The organism is Erwinia endophytica, assembly GCF_009295515.1.
In the GTDB taxonomy this organism is placed as follows: domain Bacteria; phylum Pseudomonadota; class Gammaproteobacteria; order Enterobacterales; family Enterobacteriaceae; genus Erwinia; species Erwinia endophytica.
Map to the genome: position 1 here is coordinate 86,232 of NZ_RQVV01000023.1, position 20,398 is coordinate 106,629.

21 protein-coding genes are annotated in these 20,398 nt (G+C 53.6%); 13 read left to right on the forward strand and 8 right to left on the reverse strand.

What is annotated here, in order from left to right:
• Nucleotides 1-121 precede the first annotated feature (121 nt).
• Nucleotides 122-898 (reverse strand): pimeloyl-ACP methyl ester esterase BioH, encoded by a 777-nt coding sequence (bioH, locus tag EH228_RS07615; RefSeq protein WP_152321069.1) that lies wholly within the window; start codon nt 896-898, stop codon nt 122-124.
• A 34-nt stretch (nt 899-932) separates the two neighbouring features.
• Here bioH and gntX point away from each other — a divergent pair, with 34 nt between their 5' ends.
• Nucleotides 933-1,616 (forward strand): DNA utilization protein GntX, encoded by a 684-nt coding sequence (gene gntX, locus EH228_RS07620; protein ID WP_152321070.1) that lies wholly within the window; start codon nt 933-935, stop codon nt 1,614-1,616.
• Nucleotides 1,617-1,674: 58 nt separating this feature from the next.
• Nucleotides 1,675-2,250: a Fe-S biogenesis protein NfuA gene (gene nfuA, locus EH228_RS07625; RefSeq protein ID WP_152321071.1), complete on the forward strand. Its 576-nt coding sequence runs from the start codon at nt 1,675-1,677 to the stop codon at nt 2,248-2,250.
• Nucleotides 2,251-2,502: 252 nt separating this feature from the next.
• On the opposite strand, the gene EH228_RS07630 is transcribed toward nfuA, so the two are convergent.
• The 3 genes from EH228_RS07630 to glpE all read right to left on the reverse strand — a co-directional run bounded on the left by EH228_RS07630 (nt 2,503) and on the right by glpE (nt 4,635).
• Entirely contained in the window at nt 2,503-3,261 is a 759-nt protein-coding gene (locus EH228_RS07630; RefSeq protein WP_152321072.1) for a DeoR/GlpR family transcriptional regulator, read from the reverse strand.
• A gap of 34 nt (nt 3,262-3,295) precedes the next feature.
• A complete protein-coding gene (gene glpG, locus EH228_RS07635; protein ID WP_152321147.1) occupies nt 3,296-4,117 on the reverse strand; it encodes a rhomboid family intramembrane serine protease GlpG in 822 nt (273 codons plus the stop codon).
• A gap of 188 nt (nt 4,118-4,305) precedes the next feature.
• Nucleotides 4,306-4,635, reverse strand: coding sequence for a thiosulfate sulfurtransferase GlpE (glpE, locus tag EH228_RS07640; RefSeq protein ID WP_152321073.1), 330 nt, complete (start codon nt 4,633-4,635; stop codon nt 4,306-4,308).
• A gap of 230 nt (nt 4,636-4,865) precedes the next feature.
• On the opposite strand from glpE, the gene glpD reads away from it, so the two are divergent.
• Nucleotides 4,866-6,374 carry a glycerol-3-phosphate dehydrogenase gene (gene glpD, locus EH228_RS07645; protein ID WP_152321074.1) on the forward strand — a complete coding sequence of 503 codons (1,509 nt, stop codon included), beginning with the start codon at nt 4,866-4,868 and terminating at the stop codon, nt 6,372-6,374.
• A gap of 244 nt (nt 6,375-6,618) precedes the next feature.
• Here the strand turns inward: glpD and EH228_RS07650 are convergent, their stop codons facing one another.
• The gene (locus EH228_RS07650) at nt 6,619-7,575 is read right to left on the reverse strand and encodes a LysR family transcriptional regulator (protein ID WP_152321075.1); all 957 of its coding nucleotides are present in this window, start codon (nt 7,573-7,575) and stop codon (nt 6,619-6,621) included.
• Between the two features lie 147 nt (nt 7,576-7,722).
• On the opposite strand from EH228_RS07650, the gene EH228_RS07655 reads away from it, so the two are divergent.
• The 9 genes from EH228_RS07655 (at nt 7,723) to EH228_RS07695 (ending at nt 16,697) form a co-directional block, all read left to right on the forward strand.
• Complete coding sequence (locus EH228_RS07655) at nt 7,723-8,688, forward strand: PDR/VanB family oxidoreductase (RefSeq protein ID WP_152321076.1); 966 nt, start codon at nt 7,723-7,725, stop codon at nt 8,686-8,688.
• Complete coding sequence (locus EH228_RS07660; protein WP_152321077.1) at nt 8,685-9,914, forward strand: amidohydrolase family protein; 1,230 nt, start codon at nt 8,685-8,687, stop codon at nt 9,912-9,914. The genes EH228_RS07655 and EH228_RS07660 overlap by 4 nt, the downstream gene beginning before the upstream one ends.
• Entirely contained in the window at nt 9,904-10,359 is a 456-nt protein-coding gene (locus tag EH228_RS07665) for a RidA family protein (protein ID WP_152321078.1), read from the forward strand. Before EH228_RS07660 ends, EH228_RS07665 begins: the two co-directional genes overlap by 11 nt.
• 22 nt (nt 10,360-10,381) lie before the next feature.
• Complete coding sequence (locus tag EH228_RS07670; RefSeq protein WP_152321079.1) at nt 10,382-11,260, forward strand: creatininase family protein; 879 nt, start codon at nt 10,382-10,384, stop codon at nt 11,258-11,260.
• A gap of 13 nt (nt 11,261-11,273) precedes the next feature.
• Nucleotides 11,274-12,257, forward strand: coding sequence for an ABC transporter substrate-binding protein (locus tag EH228_RS07675; RefSeq protein ID WP_152321080.1), 984 nt, complete (start codon nt 11,274-11,276; stop codon nt 12,255-12,257).
• Nucleotides 12,254-13,087: an ABC transporter ATP-binding protein gene (locus EH228_RS07680; RefSeq protein ID WP_152321081.1), complete on the forward strand. Its 834-nt coding sequence runs from the start codon at nt 12,254-12,256 to the stop codon at nt 13,085-13,087. The genes EH228_RS07675 and EH228_RS07680 overlap by 4 nt, the downstream gene beginning before the upstream one ends.
• A complete protein-coding gene (locus EH228_RS07685; RefSeq protein WP_152321082.1) occupies nt 13,087-13,887 on the forward strand; it encodes an ABC transporter permease in 801 nt (266 codons plus the stop codon). Before EH228_RS07680 ends, EH228_RS07685 begins: the two co-directional genes overlap by 1 nt.
• 20 nt (nt 13,888-13,907) lie before the next feature.
• On the forward strand, nt 13,908-15,311 hold the full coding sequence (locus EH228_RS07690; protein ID WP_152321148.1) for an FAD-binding oxidoreductase: 1,404 nt from the start codon (nt 13,908-13,910) through the stop codon (nt 15,309-15,311).
• Between the two features lie 102 nt (nt 15,312-15,413).
• Nucleotides 15,414-16,697, forward strand: coding sequence for an OprD family outer membrane porin (locus EH228_RS07695; protein WP_152321083.1), 1,284 nt, complete (start codon nt 15,414-15,416; stop codon nt 16,695-16,697).
• Nucleotides 16,698-16,706: 9 nt separating this feature from the next.
• Here EH228_RS07695 and EH228_RS20640 read toward each other — a convergent pair whose 3' ends face one another.
• Both EH228_RS20640 and asd read right to left on the reverse strand, forming a co-directional pair.
• The gene (locus EH228_RS20640) at nt 16,707-16,835 is read right to left on the reverse strand and encodes a hypothetical protein (protein ID WP_275065355.1); all 129 of its coding nucleotides are present in this window, start codon (nt 16,833-16,835) and stop codon (nt 16,707-16,709) included.
• A 58-nt stretch (nt 16,836-16,893) separates the two neighbouring features.
• Nucleotides 16,894-18,003, reverse strand: coding sequence for an aspartate-semialdehyde dehydrogenase (gene asd, locus EH228_RS07700; protein WP_152321084.1), 1,110 nt, complete (start codon nt 18,001-18,003; stop codon nt 16,894-16,896).
• Nucleotides 18,004-18,286: 283 nt separating this feature from the next.
• On the opposite strand from asd, the gene EH228_RS07705 reads away from it, so the two are divergent.
• Nucleotides 18,287-18,880, forward strand: coding sequence for a YhgN family NAAT transporter (locus EH228_RS07705; protein ID WP_152321085.1), 594 nt, complete (start codon nt 18,287-18,289; stop codon nt 18,878-18,880).
• Nucleotides 18,881-19,051: 171 nt separating this feature from the next.
• On the opposite strand, the gene gntU is transcribed toward EH228_RS07705, so the two are convergent.
• Nucleotides 19,052-20,392: a gluconate transporter gene (gene gntU, locus EH228_RS07710; RefSeq protein ID WP_152321086.1), complete on the reverse strand. Its 1,341-nt coding sequence runs from the start codon at nt 20,390-20,392 to the stop codon at nt 19,052-19,054.
• Nucleotides 20,393-20,398 lie beyond the last annotated feature (6 nt).

Sequence of the window (20,398 nt, forward strand, 5' to 3'; positions counted from 1 at the left end):
CCAGAAGTAGGCGGATACCGTGCCCGGGTTCCAGGACAACTCGATAATAAAAAGATAAGCGTCGGCTTACCGCAAATAATTATTACCCGTTACCAGCAATTCGCCAGTTTTAAACGAAAATTTATCTGGTGAATTTCAGACCGAAATCAACAAGTTGTTGGCAAAATACATCCGGGTGAGAAATAAACGGGGCATGAGCGGCTTTTTCGATAATCACTGATTCGCTGGCTGGCCATAAAGAATCCAGTCGTGGTACAACTTTACGCGGCACCAAACCATCCAGCGCACCGTAAATTCGCAGTAAAGGTACCGGCAATGTCTTCATCGCTTCACGCAAATCGACGGTGCGCAGAATTTCCAGACCACCGTCTAATACCTCAACCGACGGGACAGGCAGCGACAGCACCACGTTTTTCAGCAGCCGGGTATCCTGACGGGCCGTATCGGTTCCCAGCGTTTGCAGCGCCAAAAAACGTTCCACGGTACGCTGGAAATCTTCGCTTAACTGATGCTGAAACCCCTTCAGCGTTTCTGGCTTAATCCCCGGCCACCCCTCGGTGGCGGTAAAGCAAGGAGACGACGCCACGCTGACCAGTCCACTGACCCTTTCCGGGTATCGCAGGGCCATCTGGCTGGCGACCAGCCCTCCCAGCGACCAGCCCAGCCACACCGCGTTCGCCGGCGCCTGAGGCAACAGTGTCGTCGCCATGGCCTCCACGTTCATGGCCGGGAATCCCTGACTGCGTCCATAGCCGGGCAGGTCAACCAGATGCAGACGAAAATGCGGGCTAAGTCGATCAATAATGCTGCTCCAGACCTCCGCGTTCAATCCCCAACCGTGCAACATCACAAGATCGCAATCTCCACTACCTATTGTCTGCCAGTAAAGCTGAGTCATCCTTTAATATCCCGTTTTTGCCATGGAGGCCGCTATGCTATCAATGCCCACCGTCTGTTGGCTATGCCGGATGCCACTTGCCCTGCCCGCGCAGGGTATTTGCAGTCTGTGCCTGCGGCAACTTTCTGTCGCCACACCGTGCTGCCCACGCTGCGGCTTACCGTCCCTGCATACCCACACGGAATGTGGCCGCTGCCTGCTGCACCCTCCATTCTGGCAACGAATGATTTTTGTTACTGACTGGCAACCTCCGCTACGCGAATGGGTCAAACAACTGAAGTTTTTTGGCGCGACAGCACTCTCGATGATGCTTGCGCGGCTGATTCTGCTAAGTTGGTTAACAGCACGACGTCAGGGGCTGCTGGATAAGCCTGATCTGCTGCTCTGTGTGCCGCTGCACCGCAAACGAGCCTGGCAACGCGGCTACAATCAGATGGATGATATCACCCGCCATCTGGCGCACTGGACGGGGTGCCCTTATGCCGCCGCTGGCGTAAAACGCCAGCGCCAGACCCGCATTCAGCATCAATTGCGGGCCAGTGCGCGAAAAAGAAACCTGCGTGGCGCTTTCAGGGTTGAACGTGCGGTGAAGGGGCTACATATCGCATTGGTAGACGATGTGATAACCACAGGCAGCACCGTGGGAGAAATCAGCCGCATTTTGCTGGCCGCAGGCGCGGCCAGCGTGCAGGTATGGAGCCTGTGCCGAACCTTGTAGAGCATCGGAGATGGGCGTATTATAACCAACTAAATTAGTCAACTATTGAGCAATCGTCATGATCCGAATTACTGATGCTGCACAAGAGCATTTTTCAAAATTACTGTCAAAACAGGAAGATGGCACTCAGATTCGCGTATTCGTCATTAATCCAGGAACGCCAACCGCGGAATGCGGCGTTTCCTACTGTCCACCCGATGCGGTAGAAGCCACCGACACCGAACTGAAGTTCGAAAAGCTGTCGGCTTTTGTCGACGAACTGAGCGCGCCTTACCTGGAAGACGCCGAGATTGATTTCGTTACCGATAATCTTGGTTCGCAACTGACGCTAAAAGCGCCGAACGCCAAAATGCGTAAGGTCAGTGATGACGCGCCATTGATTGAACGCGTGGAGTATCAGTTGCAGGCGCAGATTAACCCACAACTGGCCAGCCACGGTGGTAAAGTTTCGCTGATGGAAATCACGGATGACGGCTTCGCTATCCTGCAATTTGGCGGTGGCTGTAATGGCTGTTCGATGGTCGATGTCACCCTGAAAGAAGGTATCGAAAAAGAACTGTTGGCCGCCTTCCCTGAACTGAAAGGCGTGCGTGATCTGACCGAGCATCAACGCGGTGAACACTCTTTCTACTGAGTGTGATAAATGCCACGCCTGGAGTGGGGTTTCCCTGCCCTGGCGTGGTGTTCGCTTACTTCCCCCGATAGCATCCCCGCATTATCCTGTCGGTTAAGATCCTTAATCTGATGCATGGGTCGCAAAAATTCTGACATGTTCACTGAGCTTCATCAGGATGACCTGAATGCTCAACAAAGGTGTAGCAGGCAGTTTATAGTCCAGACCGAATGGTTATCATTTATTACCAGGAGCCGACGAGCAGCCCCTAAATCAGCACAATTCCAGACGTACATCATGTTGCTCGATGGTTTTCAACACGCTTGCCGGCGGCATTTCATCGGTAAATAAATGGTCGATCAGGCTCATGTTGCCCAGATTGACCATCGCATTACGGCCAAATTTCGAGTGGTCGGCCACCAGCATCACGCAACGCGAGTTCTCAATAATCGCACGCTTAGTGCGAACTTCATGATAATCAAAATCCAGCAACGAGCCGTCCATATCAATGCCGCTGATGCCAAGAATGCCATAATCGAGGCGAAACTGAGAAATGTAGTCAAGCGTCGCCTCACCGATAATGCCGCCGTCACGGGTTCGTACCTCACCACCAGCGATAATCAGGCTGAAATCAGGCTTCGACATCATCAGCATCGCCACATTGAGATTATTGGTCACTATCCGCAGGTTATTGTGATTCAGCAAGGCATGAGCCACCGCTTCCGGCGTGGTGCCGATATCAATAAATAACGAAGCGCCGTCCGGGATTTCGCGGGCCACACGTTGGGCGATACGGGCTTTTTCCGTCGACCACATCATTTTTCGATCCTGCCACGCGGTGTTCTCTGAACTGGACGGTAGCGCCGCACCACCGTGATGGCGCTGGATCTTGTTCTGTTCCGCCAGATCATTTAAGTCCCGGCGGATAGTTTGTGGACTGACGGAAAAATGCTCCACCAGTTCTTCAGTACTGACATACCCCTGACGACGCACCAAATCGATAATCGCGTCATGACGTTGCGTCTGCTTCACAGAGCTCTCCTGTTTGCGCTTCCCTGCAAATTGCTTAGGATGTTTTTTTCTTCCGGGTATCGACAAAAGCCATCGCCAACCCGACCAGTAGACCAGTAACATGCGCCGCGTTGGCAATAGAGAGGCCAAACCAGCCCATATACCCCACCCCCAACCAGATGATAGCGAAAGCCATCATCCCGCGCTCCAGGTGAATACCACTTTGCGGGTCGCGCTCGCCACGCAACCAGGCATACCCCATCAACGCATAGACCGTCCCGGACAGGCCGCCGAACATCACACCGCTGTACTTAGCCTGCATCCAGCCGCTCAACAGCGCGGATATCAGCATAATGACCACTAGCTTACCGCTACCAAGACGTTTTTCAATTGCCCCACCGAGGTACCACCACCACAGCAGGTTGAAAACAATGTGCAACAGGGAAAAATGCAGCAAGGCGTGGCTGAACCAACGCCATAACTGGTCATGCTGATCGGCATTCGGCCAGGTCAGCCAGCCCATCACCGTCTGGTAACCAAGGAGTTGCATCAGGATAAAGACCACCACACAGGCGGCCATCACTGCCAGTGTCAGGGGGCCGGCGCGCTCGCGGATATGCGTAATCAGCGAGGTACTCTGGTAATGGATACCGCTATCGGTGGTACCGGAATGCCAACTGGCCGCCTGATAGCGGGGATGGTTTGGCTCGCGGATGAACTGGCCCAGCTCGTTTTCGACCTGATTCACTTTCGAATCATCATCCAGCCACACTGTGTAGCGGTTTTCACGTTCAATCCGCAGCAAAATCCCCTGGGCCGCCATGTAATCGACAAAGGCCTGCGCCATACGGGGATTGGAGAACTCAGTAATGCGCATCATCGCTTGCGAAAGTCCCTGTTAATAAAACGCTATCCCCTAAATAATTCCAGTGGCAGGAAGACAGCAAGTGAAGAAATCCCGACAAACTTACTCAGGTAAGTGATTCGGATGACGGAACAAACCAACGCTCCTGTCGCCTGGTGTATGGCGGACATCACAGCATACCGCGCCATTTAACCACAAAGTTACTGTACGCCAGACTCGACCAGTTGCGGGTATTGCGCGCGCCATGCTTCAAATCCCCCATCAACGCTGTAAACCTGCGTGAACCCCTGGGTCAGCAGATACTGCGCTGCGCTTTTGCTGCTGATCCCGTGATAACACATCACCAACACTGGCGCGGTGAGATCCGCCTGTGCGACAAAAGCGCTCAGTGAGGTATTGGTGAGGTGAAACGCACCGCAGGCATGAGCAACGACATAGCTTTGCGGATCACGGATATCAACCAGCAACGCCTGACCGTCGGACAAATATTGCTGGGCCTGCTGCACACTGATGCACTCAAATTGATCCATGGGGGATTCTCGTCAAATAGGGGCAAATAAAGCCTATTGTAGCGCGATACGTTGCTGACCATAACCCAATCGGTCAGAGGCTTAACAGCGTTTTCTTTACGCAATTATGTTAGCTATATCACGCATAAATGTTTTTATTCGGTTAACGCTGGCATCAATGTTGGTTTACGATTATCATAATGCTCGAAAACGAACATTAAAGAACTATTCCGAACATCGGAGGAGATGACGTGGAAACCAAAGACTTGATCGTAATCGGCGGCGGTATCAACGGCGCCGGTATCGCAGCTGATGCTGCAGGACGCGGCCTGTCAGTGCTGATGCTGGAAGCGCAAGATTTGGCGTGCGCGACCTCTTCCGCCAGTTCTAAATTGATCCATGGCGGCCTGCGCTATCTGGAGCATTACGAATTCCGTCTGGTCAGCGAAGCGCTGGCCGAACGTGAAGTGCTCCTGAAAATGGCCCCGCATATCGCTTTCCCCATGCGTTTCCGCCTGCCACATCGCCCTCATCTGCGTCCGGCGTGGATGATCCGTATTGGTCTGTTTATGTACGATCATCTTGGCAAGCGTACCAGCCTGCCAGCCAGTACAGGTTTGCGTTTTGGCTCAGATTCAGTGTTAAAACCGGAGATCGTGCGCGGTTTCGAATACTCTGATTGTTGGGTGGACGATGCCCGTCTGGTGGTACTCAATGCTCAGGAAGTAGAAAAACACGGCGGCGAAGTGCGTACCCGAACTAAAGTGACTCGCGCATGGCGTGAGAATGGCTTGTGGACGGTTGAAGCGGAAGATATCGATAGCGGTAAAACCTATACCTGGCAGGCTAAAGGCCTGGTCAACGCCGCTGGCCCGTGGGTTAAGCAGTTCTTTGATGAAGGGTTACAGCTGAAATCACCTTACGGCATTCGGCTGATCAAAGGCAGCCATATCGTGGTACCGCGCGTACACACGCAGAAGCAAGCCTATATCCTGCAAAACGAAGATAACCGTATCGTGTTTGTTATCCCATGGATGGATGAGTTCTCGATCATCGGCACCACCGATGTTGAGTATCATGGCGATCCGAAAAACGTCCATATCGACGATAAAGAGACAGAATATTTGCTTAATGTGTACAACAACCATTTTAAAAAGACACTGAGCAAAGAAGACATTGTCTGGACTTATTCCGGTGTGCGTCCGTTGTGCGATGATGAGTCTGATTCGCCGCAGGCGATCACCCGCGATTACACCCTGGATGTGCATGACGACAACGGTCAGGCGCCGTTGTTGTCAGTGTTCGGCGGCAAACTGACCACCTACCGCAAGCTGGCGGAACATGCGCTGGAAAAACTGGCGAAGTACTACCCCCACGCGGGTCCGGCCTGGACAAAAAACGGTGTCCTGCCTGGGGGAAATATTGCTGGCAGCCGCGAGGATTACGCCGCCAGCCTGCGCCGTCGCTATCCGTTCCTCAACGAAGCGCTGGCCCGTCACTATGCCCGCACTTACGGCAGCAACACTGAACTGTTGCTAAAAGAGGCGAAAAGTCTGGAAGACCTGGGTGAACTGTTCGGCCACCATTTCTATGAAGCCGAGCTACGTTACCTGGTTGAGCACGAATGGGTGCGTGAGTCGGACGATGCCTTGTGGCGTCGGACCAAAGAAGGCATGTGGCTGAATGAAGCACAACGTGCCCGTGTGGGTGAATGGCTGTCTCAGCACGCCAGGAAACCGCAGTTGTCACTGGCATCGTAACCGCGCCGGACAGGACGCCATGCCATTAATATCAGCGGCAAGCGTCCTGGCTCAACGGATTCAATGATAAAGCGCGTCTCTCTGCGGCATCGACCTGTACGGCGATGCCGCTTCCCTGCATCGCGACATGGCCTTGCTCTATTATCCGTGGTGACACGCAGATAACCCTCTCAGTCTGACTGGCATCATCGCAAAAGGTATACCCACCAGCCCAGTGGACGTCAGATGACGGCTCCCTCCGGGTTCAATAATGCGATGACTGCGACGATGACACCTTGTTGGCGACATGCATTTCTTCGTTTTGCAACAAAGCAAAGAAGGTTTCAAGCTCTCGCTGCATCATCGACGCGGCAATGGACAACTGTCGCTGCGGCGCCACACATAATGACAAGGTAAATGGTTTAAGCAGGGGATCAATCAAAGGAATAAATTGCAGCTCACCACGGCGGTGCTCGTCAACAATATCCAGCCAACACATGATACTGATACCGACATTGTCGCGCACCAGCGAGCGCAGCATATGAATATTATTGGTCCGCGCGGCCTCATTAAGCACAATTCTCGAGGCATTAATCAATGCCTCCAGCGGCTCTGCCAGCATCAGGGGGGCCGATGGAATAATGAATGGCCAGGATTCACATTGACTGAAACGTATGCTGGTCATATTAGCCAGCGGATGTTCGCTATTCACCACAATCCCCAGCCGCAGATCGGCAAACGATTTTACCAGCAACTCTCGCGAACTATGGGGATTGAGCATAATGCCAAAATCAACATCGCCGGAAATCAACGCACTGGCGATATGAATATTGCTCATGGTGGTAAGGGTGAAAGAGATACCGGGATATTCCTGCCGGATATTCTGTAAGAGGGAGGTGAAAAAATTACGGTTAATCGCATCAATAGTGGCAATGTGCACATGGCCGTGACGCAAACCGCGCAAGTCATCCAGTTGCGTACAAACACGTGAGAACTCTTTTTGCCAGTTTTTCGCCGCATTCAGCAATATTTCCCCTGCCGCCGTCATACGGAGTCCTGATGGATAGCGCTCAAATAGCGGCATACCCAGTTGTTCTTCCACCCGCAGAATCTGTCGATCAACTGATGAAGCAGAGACGTGTAAAACCTCTGAAGCTTTGCGCAGCGAGCCTTGTTGCGCCACGACAGTGAAATAGATCAAGAAACGAGAAAACGCGAACATAAGGGTGCTCTCTTTTTTGCAACGCTTCATGCGAATTAAACAGATGGACGCTTACACAACGGGAAAATAATAATTGCTGCAATGATAAAAACAATGGCTCCGGCAATAATTTATCGACCAGGCGTCAGGTAGCATGCAGGTTAACTTATGAAGCAGGCTGAGTTGTTCACTGTCACCGTCATCGCAAAGCAGCCCAACGGTACAGGCAATGTGTTATTAACCCTGGCACGGTCAGATAGCGGTGTCTTACCCGTTTTCACGCCGGGAGCGCATATTGATGTGGTCATCCCGCAGCAGGGTAAACGGCAATACTCACTGTGTTCCGCAAGCACTGAACCGCAACATTATGAGATTTGCGTACGTCTGGATGCCGCTTCTACCGGTGGTTCGCACTGGCTGCATCATGGCCTGCAACAGGGAGACTCGCTAACCATCTCCGCGCCACGAAATCACTTTCCGCTCCCTGAAACATCCCGGACCTTACTTTTCGCGGCAGGCATCGGCATCACCCCCTTGCTGGTGATGGCGGAGGCGCTGGCGGCGCGCGACGCGAACTTCAGGTTGCATCTCTATCTCAAGACCCGTGCTGACCTGCCCTTTGCCGACCGACTGGCCAGCGACGCATTACGTAATAACGTGATCATGCATTTCAGCGATGAAGGTGATTCTCTGCGCCGGGATACCCCCGATGATCTGTTGTACCCGGAGGATAGTGCCCTCGTCTGTTGTGGACCGCAGGGCTTTATCCAGTATTTGCAAGACCGGTCGCGGCAATACGGCTGGCAAGCCGAACAATTCTATTGTGAGCATTTCAATGCTACAGCCGCCCCCCTCGTAGATGCTGACAGCGCATTTGAAATTGAACTCGCCAACTGCGGCACACGTTATCAGGTCAGCGCTAACGAAAGTATTGCCGAGGTGCTGGAACGCGAAGGCGTGGCAATTGATCTCTCCTGCGAGCAAGGCATCTGCGGCGCCTGCGTGACCGGTGTGCTGTCCGGGGAACCCGACCACCGCGACGAGGTACTGAGCGCCAGGCAAAAGGCGGCCAATGACTGCATCGTACTCTGTTGTTCCCGTTCCCGCTCACCGCTGTTAGTGCTCGACCTGTGAACAGATTACGAGGCGTACGCGGAGCGCGTTTACCCCGCTGGCTGCTGCCCAGCAACTGGCCACAACAGGGCGGTGAACCGCGACTCGCCACGCTGAATTTCACCCCAGAGGGCGTCGATATTTTCCCTGATAATCCAGCGCATCAGGCGTTATATCAGGATCTGGCGGGCGCGCTGGTGTTACCGCCACTGGTGGAACCACATGTACATCTGGATAAAACGTTCACGGTGCAGCGCAGTCCGGCGCAACGTCCCGGTTTACTGGCCGCTATCGAAGCGATGCAGAAGGATCGGGCAAACTGGAGTGCACCGGATATCGCCGCCCGTGCCAGGCGTGCCTTGCAATGGGCGGTGGCAGCCGGGGTGGGGTTGCTCCGCAGCCATATTGACTGGTACTCACCCGAGGCACCGCCAGCCTGGCAGGTGATCAGCCAGCTCACGCATCCATTGTGTGACATTGAACGCGTGGCACTGGTGCCGCTACCGTTGTTCGCCCGTGCAGAGGATGCTGAAAATATTGCGCGTCAGGTGGCGGAAAGCGGCAAGGGGGCATTGTTAGGCGGCTTCATACATAGCAGCAACTGGCAGGCGACAGCAATGAACAACCTGATGGCGGCGGCAACGCGTTGGCAGTTGGATATCGATCTGCATATTGATGAAGAGCTAAGCGAGAATGCACCGGGCCTGCGCTGGCTGGCAACGTATTTACAACAGCAGGGATTTAACGGCCATATCACCTGCAGCCATGGCTGTGCGCTAAGCCTGCAACCCGATGCGGCAGAGATACTCGACATCCTGTCTCACCATCATGTGACGCTTATCGCTTTACCGTTGACCAATTTATTGTTGCAGGACGCCATCGTTGGCCGAACCCCGCGTCAGCGGGGACTGACATTGATCAAGGAAGCACAAGCGCGCGGTATTCCGTTACTGTTGGGGTGTGATAATGTCCAGGACGCGTTTTGCCCTGTCGGCAGCTATGACCCACTCGATACGCTATTCTGCGGAATTGTCAGCGCGCAACTGACCTCGTCTTTCGATCATGCCTCCGCCTTAATTTGCCAACGTGCCGCGTTGCAGCCAGGTTCACCTGTCCTGACCCAGGATCTACTGATTTTTCCACAGGCGGACACGGTCAGTTGGCCGCTACGCCACCCCACACGTTACCGACTGGTTAACGGCATAGTCCATTCACTGACGCCAGGAGAAAACTGTTATGGCGCTTGATGACGGCGCGGGAAAACCGCTGGCCAAATACGCCGCGTGGCGACGCGCAGGCGACTATATATTTCTCTCCGGCATTATTCCGGTCAATCCCCAACTGGGGCTGATTGTGCGTGGCTACGACGACATTCCTCCGGCGGCGCAGCAACAGCTTGGCCGCAGTGGCGAATTTTCTACCGACAGTAAAGAAGGGCCGATTCTGGCCCAGAGCTGGTATGTGCTGGAGAGCATCCGTACCACCATCGAGAACGCGGGAGGGCAAATGAGCGATGTGTTCAAACTGGTGCAGTATTTCCGCAACCTTGACCATTTCCCCTATTACAGCCGGGTTCGCAAATTATTTTTTCCCGACACGCCGCCCGTCTCCACCGTGGTGCAGGTCAGCGAAATGTTGCCCAGCCCCGACGTGTTAATTGAAGTCGAAGCGACCGCCTGGTTGCCGAAATAACCCAGGGTATTGAGGAGCAAACATGTTAAATGGTTACCTGCCGCCAGCGCGCTTTTTACCCTTCCTGAGCTGGACGGATATTGCCGAACTGCCAGACAAAGAAAATACCGTTATCGTATTGCCCACCGGCGCGATTGAGCAACATGGCCCCCATTTGCCCTGTGCGGTAGATAGCATTATTGCGGCGGGCGTGGTCGGCCACGCTCTGGCGCGTCTGCCTGACGAGGTAGCGGCGTTCGCCATTCCCCCCATCACTTATGGCAAGTCGGACGAACACCTGCATTTCCCAGGAACATTAACCCTCACCGGCGACATCCTGCAGCAAACCATTATCGAACTGGGCGAGTCGGTGTATCGCGCGGGGTTTCGTAAACTCCTGATGGTCAATGGTCACGGAGGCCAGCCCCAACCGCTACAAATGGCAATGCGCGAGCTGCGACTGCGGCATGGCGATTTCATCCTCATCATGCAGGATATTTTTAAGGTACCCAACTGCGCCGACCGTTTTATGGCTGAGCAAGAGCGCCAGATGGCCATGCATGCCGGTCATGCAGAAACCGCGCTGATCATGGCCCTGGCACCAGAAACCGTGCAGATGCACAAGGCGGTATGCAACTATCCGCCAGCCTTCCCTTGTCCAACACTCTCCAGCACGCGTCCAATGGCCGCCTGGGTAGCGTATGACTTTGGTCCAAGCGGCGTGATTGGCGATCCACTGCCGGCCACCCCAGAGCAAGGTGAAGCCATCCTGGATTCACTGGCCAGCAGTTGGGCCAGGGCCATTAGCGAAATTCATCAGATGAAGTGGGTTACCCGGGACGCGCCGTCCTGGGGAAAAGCACACTGGCAAGGCACCGTCCTGGCAGAACACGACGCCGCGTCGCTGTTAAAACATCAATAATCGGGGATCGCTCATGAGCAAAACCAGCTTACCGCTGACCAGTATTGTCGCCGCGCTCGCGGTGTCACTCTCTGCTCCAGGTATGGCCGCAGAAAAATTTACCTTTATGACTAACTGGTATGCCCAGGCGGAACATGGCGGCTTCTACCAGGCGCTGGCACAAAATCTGTATCGCGATGCCGGACTGGATGTCACGATAAAAATGGGCGGCCCACAGGTACACACCGTACAGTTGATGGCGGCCGGGCAAGCTGACTGCATCATCAGTGACAACATGCAGGCGCTGGAGTCCTGGCAGGCAGGAGTGGAAGCAGTACCTGTCGCCACTACCTTCCAGCATTCCGCCGTGGTGTTTATCACCCATCCGCAAGTCAAAAGCCAGGCAGACCTGCAAGGCAAGACATTCCTGCTGGCGGCTGAGGCCTACACCTCTTTTTGGCCCTGGGCGCAAACGGCGCTAAACCTGAAGAATGCACATGTGCGCCCGTATACCTTCAGTATTCAGCCGTTCCTCGCCGATAACACTCTAGTACAACAGGGGTATGTCACTTCTGAGCCTTTTGCCATCCAACAAGCTGGGGCAAAAGCCAATGTCTATCCTGTCAGCGACTGGGGTTATCCGCCTTATGGCAACAGCATTGTCTGCATGAAATCGACACTGGAAAAACGCCCCCAGGCGGTCGCGGCATTCGTCAAAGCCTCCATGCAGGGCTGGAAAAATTATCTGCAAGACCCGACGGCAGGCAATGCGCTGATCAAGCAAGAAAACCCCAAAATGAGTGATCAACAAATCGCCTTCGGGATTGCTCAGATGAAGAAATATCAATTAGTCACAGGCGGTGACGCACAGACGGGGGGCATCGGCATTATGACCGTCCCACGCCTGAAACAAACCTGGCAATTACTGGTGGACAAAAAACTGATCGATCCGGCTAAAGTGCCTTTTGATCAAAGCTATACCCTGAAATTCATTCAGGATGTGAAGGTTATGCCATGAATGCAGCCAGCAGACTGACCCTGATGAGCCACGACAGTTCGTTGGCCTCATTTTCCAGCGCCCCGCCCGCGATTGAGGTGCTCTCTGCAGAGAAAATTTATCCCAATGGCACCCGCGCCTTGCTGCCGGTGGATTTGACCATTCGTCAGGGTGAGTTTATCACCCTGCTGGGACCGTCTGGCTGTGGCAAAAGCACACTGTTGAAGATGATTGCCGGGCTGGAGGCACCCAGCGATGGCAAACTCATGTTATTCCGCCGTGACCGCCGGGAAAAACAGCGCGACCTGCCGCTCTCTTTCGTTTTTCAGGAAGCGACGCTGATGCCATGGAACAACGTGCATAAAAATGTCCGTCTGCCACTCGACCTGGCAGGCGTGTCACGGGGCGAAGCCGATACCCGGGTGAAAGAAATTCTGGAACTGGTCGGACTCAGCCAGTTTGGTCATGTGCTGCCACGCGAACTGTCCGGCGGCATGCAAATGCGCGTGTCGATTGCCCGTGGTCTGGTGACGCGCCCCCGGGTATTACTGATGGATGAACCGTTCGGCGCACTGGATGAAATTACCCGTAATAAACTCGACAGCGACCTGCTCACCTTGTGGCAGGAACAGAATCTGACCGTGGTATTTGTCACTCACTCCATTCATGAAGCCGTTTTTTTATCGCAACGCGTCATCATGATGGCGGCTCGTCCGGGACGGGTGGTCGATGATATTGCCATCACCGCACCTTTTCCTCGTGATGAGGCGTTTCGCGTCAGTGCGCCATTTACCCAATTCGCCCAACAGTTGCAGCATGGACTGCTCGCCGCCAGTCAAGAGAACCCGTGATGAATACACCACTCGCCAGCCGCCCACCATTTCAGAAACTCCTTTATCCGCTGCTGCTCGCCATCGTCATGTTGCTGTTGTGGCAAGGTCTGGTCACCGAGTTCAAGGTACCGGTATTCCTGGTGCCATCGCCGGTGGTTGTGGCGCAAAGCCTGATACAGAATTTCCCGTCACTGTTTATGTCGTTGCTCTACACCCTGAAGATAACGCTTTTCTCGTTTGTCATGGCCACGGTGATCGGCTCACTTATCGCCTTTTTATTGGTACAAAACCGCTTTATCGAAACCGCGCTATTTCCTTATATCGTGTTTTTACAGGTCACACCGATTGTCGCCATTGCACCGCTGATCATTATCTGGGTAAAGGACACCACTTTATCACTGGTGGTGTGCGCCACGCTGATGGCGGTATTTCCCATTATCTCCAATACCACCCAGGGATTACGCAGCGTGTCGCCCGGTCTGTTGAGTTACTTTGAGCTTAATCATGCCTCGCGTTTACAGATCCTGTTGCGACTGCGCATTCCATCGGCGCTGCCTTACTTTTTCGGCGCGCTGCGTATCTCCAGCGGTTTGTCGCTCATTGGTGCGGTCGTGGCCGAGTTTGTTGCCGGAACAGGCGGTAGCGACACCGGGCTGGCCTATCAAATTCTGCAAGCTGGCTATCAACTGAATATTCCCCTGATGTTTGCTGCGCTACTGCTCATTTCGCTGGCCGGGTTTTTGTTGTTCGCGGTGATGTCATGGCTGACGCGTCGCGTACTGTCTGCATGGCACGAAAGTGAAATGAACCCAGCCTGATTATTTAACCACAGGATATGATGATGTCTGATTCTGCTCGCCAGTCCGCGCTGGCAGCCGTTGTTGCGGCCCTGCCCTCTCTGGACTGGATTAAGGAAGCGCCCAAAGTGAAGCGCCTGTCACGTGATTTCCACTGGTTCAGTCCGATATTAAAACAGCAACTGGAGGATAAATTTGCTGAACTGGCAGTTCGCCCGCGTAATGAAGCTGAGTTATCTGCCATCGTCGCAGCCTGCGCTAAACAGCGCCTGCCACTCAATATTCGTGGCGGCGGTACGGGAAATTATGGCCAGCTAATTCCGTTACATGGCGGGGTCATCGTTGATATCACCCGGCTGAATGCCATTGTCGCCATGCGCGACGGCGTGGTGAAAGCCCAGGCCGGGATCCGCCTTGCCGATATTGAAGCGCAGACCCGTCCATTGGGTTGGGAGCTGCGTTGCCTGCCTTCAACATGGCGTCTGGCCACGCTGGGCGGTCTGTTTGGTGGAGGATTCGGCGGGGTGGGGTCGATCAATTATGGTCCACTGGCAGCGCCAGGCAATGTATTGTCGATACGTGTCATGACCATGGAAGAACAACCGCGCATTATCACCCTTAATGCGCCGGAAGCATTGCTGCTACACCACGCTTATGGCAGCAATGGCATTGTGCTGGAAATAGAACTGGCGTTGGCGCCCTGTCATCAATGGATTGAACATCTGGATACCTTTGATGATTTCGCCGCCGCGATGGCCTTTGCTGACGCGATAGCCCGCTCGCCGGGGATCGTTAAACGGCAGGTGGCGGTGATGGCAGCGCCAATAACGGATTACTTTACTGACCTTGCCGATGTCCTTACCCCTGGCCAACACGCCGTCATTTCAGTGATCGGCAGTGAGAACGATGCCCTGATGCCGGGTCTGGTGGCTGAACATCATGGCCGCTGCGCCCTGCGCTTCGCCGCAGGTGAACATGACGGTCATTCATTGATCGAATATTGCTGGAATCACACCACGCTTCAGGCACTGAAAGTGGACAAAACGCTGACTTATCTGCAAAGCGCTTTTGCCGCAGAACATTACCATCAGCAAGTGCTGGAAATGGAGCAACGGTTATCCGGTGAAGTGCTCTCTCACATTGAGTTTCTGCGTGATCTGAATGGCAACCTGACCTGCAGCGGCTTACCGTTAGTACGCTACAGCGATGAAACACGCCTTAATGCCATCATGCAAACCTTCCGTGATAATGGCGTCAAGATCAATAATCCCCATGTCTGTCAAATAGAAGCAGGCAAGCAGGGAAGGGTTAGCGCTGAGGTGGTCGCAGTAAAACGCGCCTTCGATCCGCATAATTTATTAAACCCTGGCAAATTACGTGGTTGGGATATTCGGGATACGCTGCCGGAAGTCAATATTCCCGGCATCACCACCATCACAACTTAACGATAAAAAATGGCATTACGTTGTTATTAAACGCAACGCATTCTGCCTTCGGTTTATTAAAGGCAGAGTCCTTTGCTTTTCTTGATAAAAATAGGGGTTGGGATGATGAATAAAATAATACGGCGACATCTGTGGGTCGGTGCGTTGTTATTGCCTGTATCACCGCTGGCGCTGGCGGCAACACAAAGTAATATCGACAGCCACTGTCAGTATGGCGACAGTGGCGTGGATAGTTTCAGCGAGATTTTTACCTGCGGGACCGTTAGCGGCAGTCTGCGTACCTTGTATTACTCCCGACACAATGCTTTTTTTTCCAAAGGATATAATCAGGACACCGTGAGTTATGGCGGCAGCCTGAAGTTTGAAACCGCCCCGATTGCCGGGTTTCGAGCCGGGGTCAGTGGTATTTTCCTGCGTGGTATCGATCATCCCGATGAATCTCATACCATCAGCGACATTGGTGATAATCAGACTAATATTGGTGAGGCGTATTTAAGTTGGCAACAAGATAATTTTAAAATTACTGCCGGTAACCAACGTATCAATATCCCATTTGTCGGTGATTATGACTGGCGTATTACGCCTATTCTGTTCCGGGGTATTGATACTCAGTGGGGTGACAGCGATAATTTTCTGCATGCCACTAAAATCTGGCGTTATAAACCCTGGGGTGACGATAAATTTCTCAAAACCACGGCATATACCGATATTGATCAACGCACCAATGGCATGTGGGCCTTTGGCGGCGGACGCGCTACCCAGCTTGACGACAAAAAACTCAGTGGACAACTGTGGTACGAAGAATACAGCGATTATTCACGGGTGGTGTACGCTGAAAGCCACCTGAACTGGCAGCAAACACTGTTCACGCCAGATCTCGGCGTACAGTTTATCCGCGGCACCAGCCAGGGCAAAGCGTTAGCCGGTGAAGTCAACAGTACTTCCTACGGCGCGCAGTTGGCGCTGACCTTTACGCCGTCATTGAAATGGAAGCTGGGTTATAACCACATCGCGGCCAGTGGCAACAGCTGGAATAATGGCTCGCTGGTGGTGCCTTATGCCCATAACACCTCATCCGGCCCGTACTTTGCTCAGCCATTTTTCACCAGTACGCAGGATTTGGGGAGTGGCAACGCCTGGTCAACCAACCTGAACTATACGATGAATGATAACCTGTCGCTGGGAACACAATATTCATTTATGGATCTCAAATCCTCACCGTCCGTTGCCAGCATCAATCAGTCTGAGTACCTGGTTTATTTCACCTGGAGCTTCAGCGGGGTGTTGAAAGGCCTGAGCCTGACTGATTTTGCCGGGGTACAGACCTCGCCACGGTACGACTCTAACTACTGGGAGAACCGTTTAAGTCTGGAATACGATTTCTAACCGGCTTAATCACGCCAGACTTGCTGCCGACGCCATCGTCTTGTCCAGCGTCGGCAGCAATTGGGGTATAGCGTGGCGGTTGCCATAATAACCAACCGTCGGGATTCGGCGGGTCACTGCTGACTGTTTTATCTGCATCTGGCCCGGATTTCCCTTCCGTTTTAGCCAGGGTCGCGGCAGAAACAGGGCAATAAACTTAGTCGACCAGCAGGCGCAACATACGGCGCAGCGGCTCGGCGGCACCCCACAACAACTGGTCGCCCACCGTGAAGGCAGAGAGATATTCCGGTCCCATATTCAGTTTACGCAGACGACCCACCGGGGTTTTCAGCGTACCGGTGACGGCGGCTGGCGTCAGTTCACGCACAGTCCGTTCACGATCATTGGGTACCACATGGACCCACTCATTATGCGCTGCCAGCAACTGCTCAATTTCACTCAGCGGCAGATCTTTTTTCAGTTTCAGCGTAAATGCCTGGCTGTGACAACGCAGCGCGCCAACACGTACGCACAGACCATCGACCGGGATGGTTTTCGCTGGTTGCAGAATTTTGTTCGTTTCCGCCTGACCTTTCCACTCTTCGCGACTCTGACCGTTCTCCAGTTGTTTGTCGATCCATGGGATCAAACTCCCGGCCAGCGGCACACCAAAATTGTCCGTCGGCAGTACACCGCTACGCGTCAGCTCAGTCACATTGCGCTCAATATCAAGGATCGCGGAGGCCGGATTCTGCAGCGCTTTCGCCACGTGGTCATGCAGCATCCCCATCTGGGTCAACAGTTCACGCATATGGCGTGCTCCGCCCCCTGATGCCGCCTGATAGGTCGCCACCGAGGCCCACTCAATCAAGTCATGGGCAAACAGGCCGCCCAGTGACATCAGCATAAGACTGACAGTACAGTTGCCGCCGACAAAGGTTTTTATGCCTTTATCCAGTCCCTGGCGAATAACATGATGATTAACCGGGTCGAGAATAATCAACGCGTCATCTTCCATCCGCAGGGTGGATGCCGCATCAATCCAGTAACCCTGCCAGCCAGCGGCGCGCAGTTTAGGATAAATATCCGTAGTATAATCACCCCCCTGGCTGGTGATGATGATGTCCAGCGCCTTCAGCGCCTCAATGTTATACGCATCCTGCAATACGCCAGCTGACCGACCGCCAAACTCAGGGGCCGCCTGACCATGTTGCGACGTGGAGAAAAAGACCGGACGGATGACATCAAAGTCGCGTTCTTCCACCATACGCTGCATCAGGACGGAACCGACCATGCCGCGCCAACCTACGAATCCTACAGTTTTCATGTTGCACCTGCTCCAGACAACGTTGCCTGCCATATTGCTTGCCGACAGGGCTGGCAGTCCGCAGATACATTAAGTACGCTGCGAATAGTGCACGCTGACAACAAACATATGGGCTGCGACAGTGAGGCCTGGCCTGTTAATGTGTATGTGATAAGAATAAGATCTGATGAACACCTTACAAAATGCTGGAAAAGTGGCAAGTGAATTAAATCGATTAGCGACCTTTTTTTAGCAGCGCCGCTTATAACGCGCTGCAGGCCGACACCACAAGAGAAGAATAACCATGACTGAAATGATCTCTGCGACCATATTATTGTTGCTTATTATGGATCCACTGGGCAATTTGCCGATTTTTATGTCGGTATTAAAACATCTGGAGCCGAAACGTCGGCGGGTGGTCCTGATACGCGAAATGTTGATCGCATTAGTTATCATGCTGCTATTTCTCTTTGCCGGTGAAAAAATTCTCGCCTTCCTTAACTTACGCACTGAGACCGTATCGATTTCCGGCGGCATTATCCTGTTCCTGATCGCCATTAAAATGATTTTTCCCTCGAACGAAAGCAGTAGCAGCGGTCTGTCCGCCGGTGAAGAGCCCTTCCTCGTGCCGTTAGCTATTCCCCTAGTCGCAGGGCCTTCACTACTGGCGACACTGATGCTGTTGTCGCACCAGTATCCGGATCAAATGACGCATCTTGTCGGCGCACTACTGATTGCCTGGGGAGCGACGGTGGTTATCCTGCTGCTGTCAGGCCTGTTTCTGCGCTTGCTGGGGGAGAAAGGCGTTAATGCACTGGAACGATTGATGGGGCTGATCCTGATTATGCTGGCGACCCAGATGTTTCTGGATGGTATCCGGGCATATTTGAAATTTTGAAGAGCAAGAGGCCTTACCCTTTCAGGGTGTGTTCCGCCTTGGTTAAGGAACATGGACGCTCATTAAGCGATTCGCGCCCTTCATGGCGCGAATCTAACTGGCAGGAACCGCGTTTTTTACGTTTTTTCATGCACGCCGTGTTCTCTGCACAAACCCGGCGTTGACAAATTTCTACGACAACAGCGTGAAAGCGATCATCCCGATAACAGCCCCGACAGTGCCCAAAATGGTTTCCATCACCGTCCAGGTTTTCAGCGTCTGCCCTTCCGTCGCGCCGGTAAAACGGCCAAACAACCAGAAACCGGCATCGTTCACGTGGCTGAAAATAATCGATCCGCCCGCGATACAAATCGACAACGCCGCCATCTGCGCGCCCGAGTAATGCAGCGGCTCAATAACCGGCATAATCAGGCCGACCGCCGTCAGACAAGCGACCGTGGCTGATCCCTGGATGATACGCACCGCACCCGCCATAATAAAGCACGACAGCGCCACCGGCAGCCCTGCGCCCGTCAGGGCATGCCCCAGAGCCGGACCCACGCCGGAATCCACCAGCACTTGCTTAAATACGCCACCCGCACCAATCACCAACAGGATAATCCCCGCGGGCTGCAACGCGCTGCCGCAAATCTTCATCACCTGATCTTTATCCATCCCCTGACGATAAGCCAGGCCATAGATAGCCACCAGGCAGGCCAGCAGAATGGCGATAAACGGATGCCCGATAAACTCCAGCCACTCATATAACCGGCTTCCCGGATCAGTGAAGCGTGCGCCGATGGTTTTCAGCCCCACCAACACCAATGGGAAGAGGATCAACGACAAACTGAAGCCAAATGACGGCAGTTTGTGTTCTTCGAATTCAGGATGCGAGATTTCCGTCGGTAAGGTGAACGTCACATAACGACTGATAAAGCGACCGAACAGTGGGCCGGCAATCAGCATACTGGGGATAGCGGCGCAAACGCCCAACAGGATCATCCAGCCGAAATCCACATGCATTTGTGACGCCAGCAACATAGGAGCAGGCCCCGGCAGCAGGAAAGCGGCAGAAGCCGCCACCCCGGCGAACAACGGGATAACCAGCTTCACCAGGTTATCCTGAGTACGGCGAGCCACCGCGAAAGCAATGCTGATCAGCAATACCACCGCAACTTCAAAAAACAGCGGCAGTGCGCAAATCAGTCCGGCAATACCCATGGCGTAGTGCGCCCGATTCTCGCCTGACGCTTTCAGCATTTTGATGGCAATCTGGTCGACCGCGCCAGTCTCATGCAGGATTTTACCGAACATCGCACCAAGAGCGACCACCACAGCGAGGAACCCCAGTGTTCCCCCCATTCCCTTCTGCATAGTATCGGCAATTTTATCGAGCGGCATGCCAGAGAAAATACCCGCGCCGACGGAAACTAACATTAAAGCCAGAAAAGCGTGCATACGTGCTTTCATGACCAGGAACAGCAGCAGTAATACCGAACCCGCAGCCGTTAATACCAGTGTTGCAGTAGCCATCACATC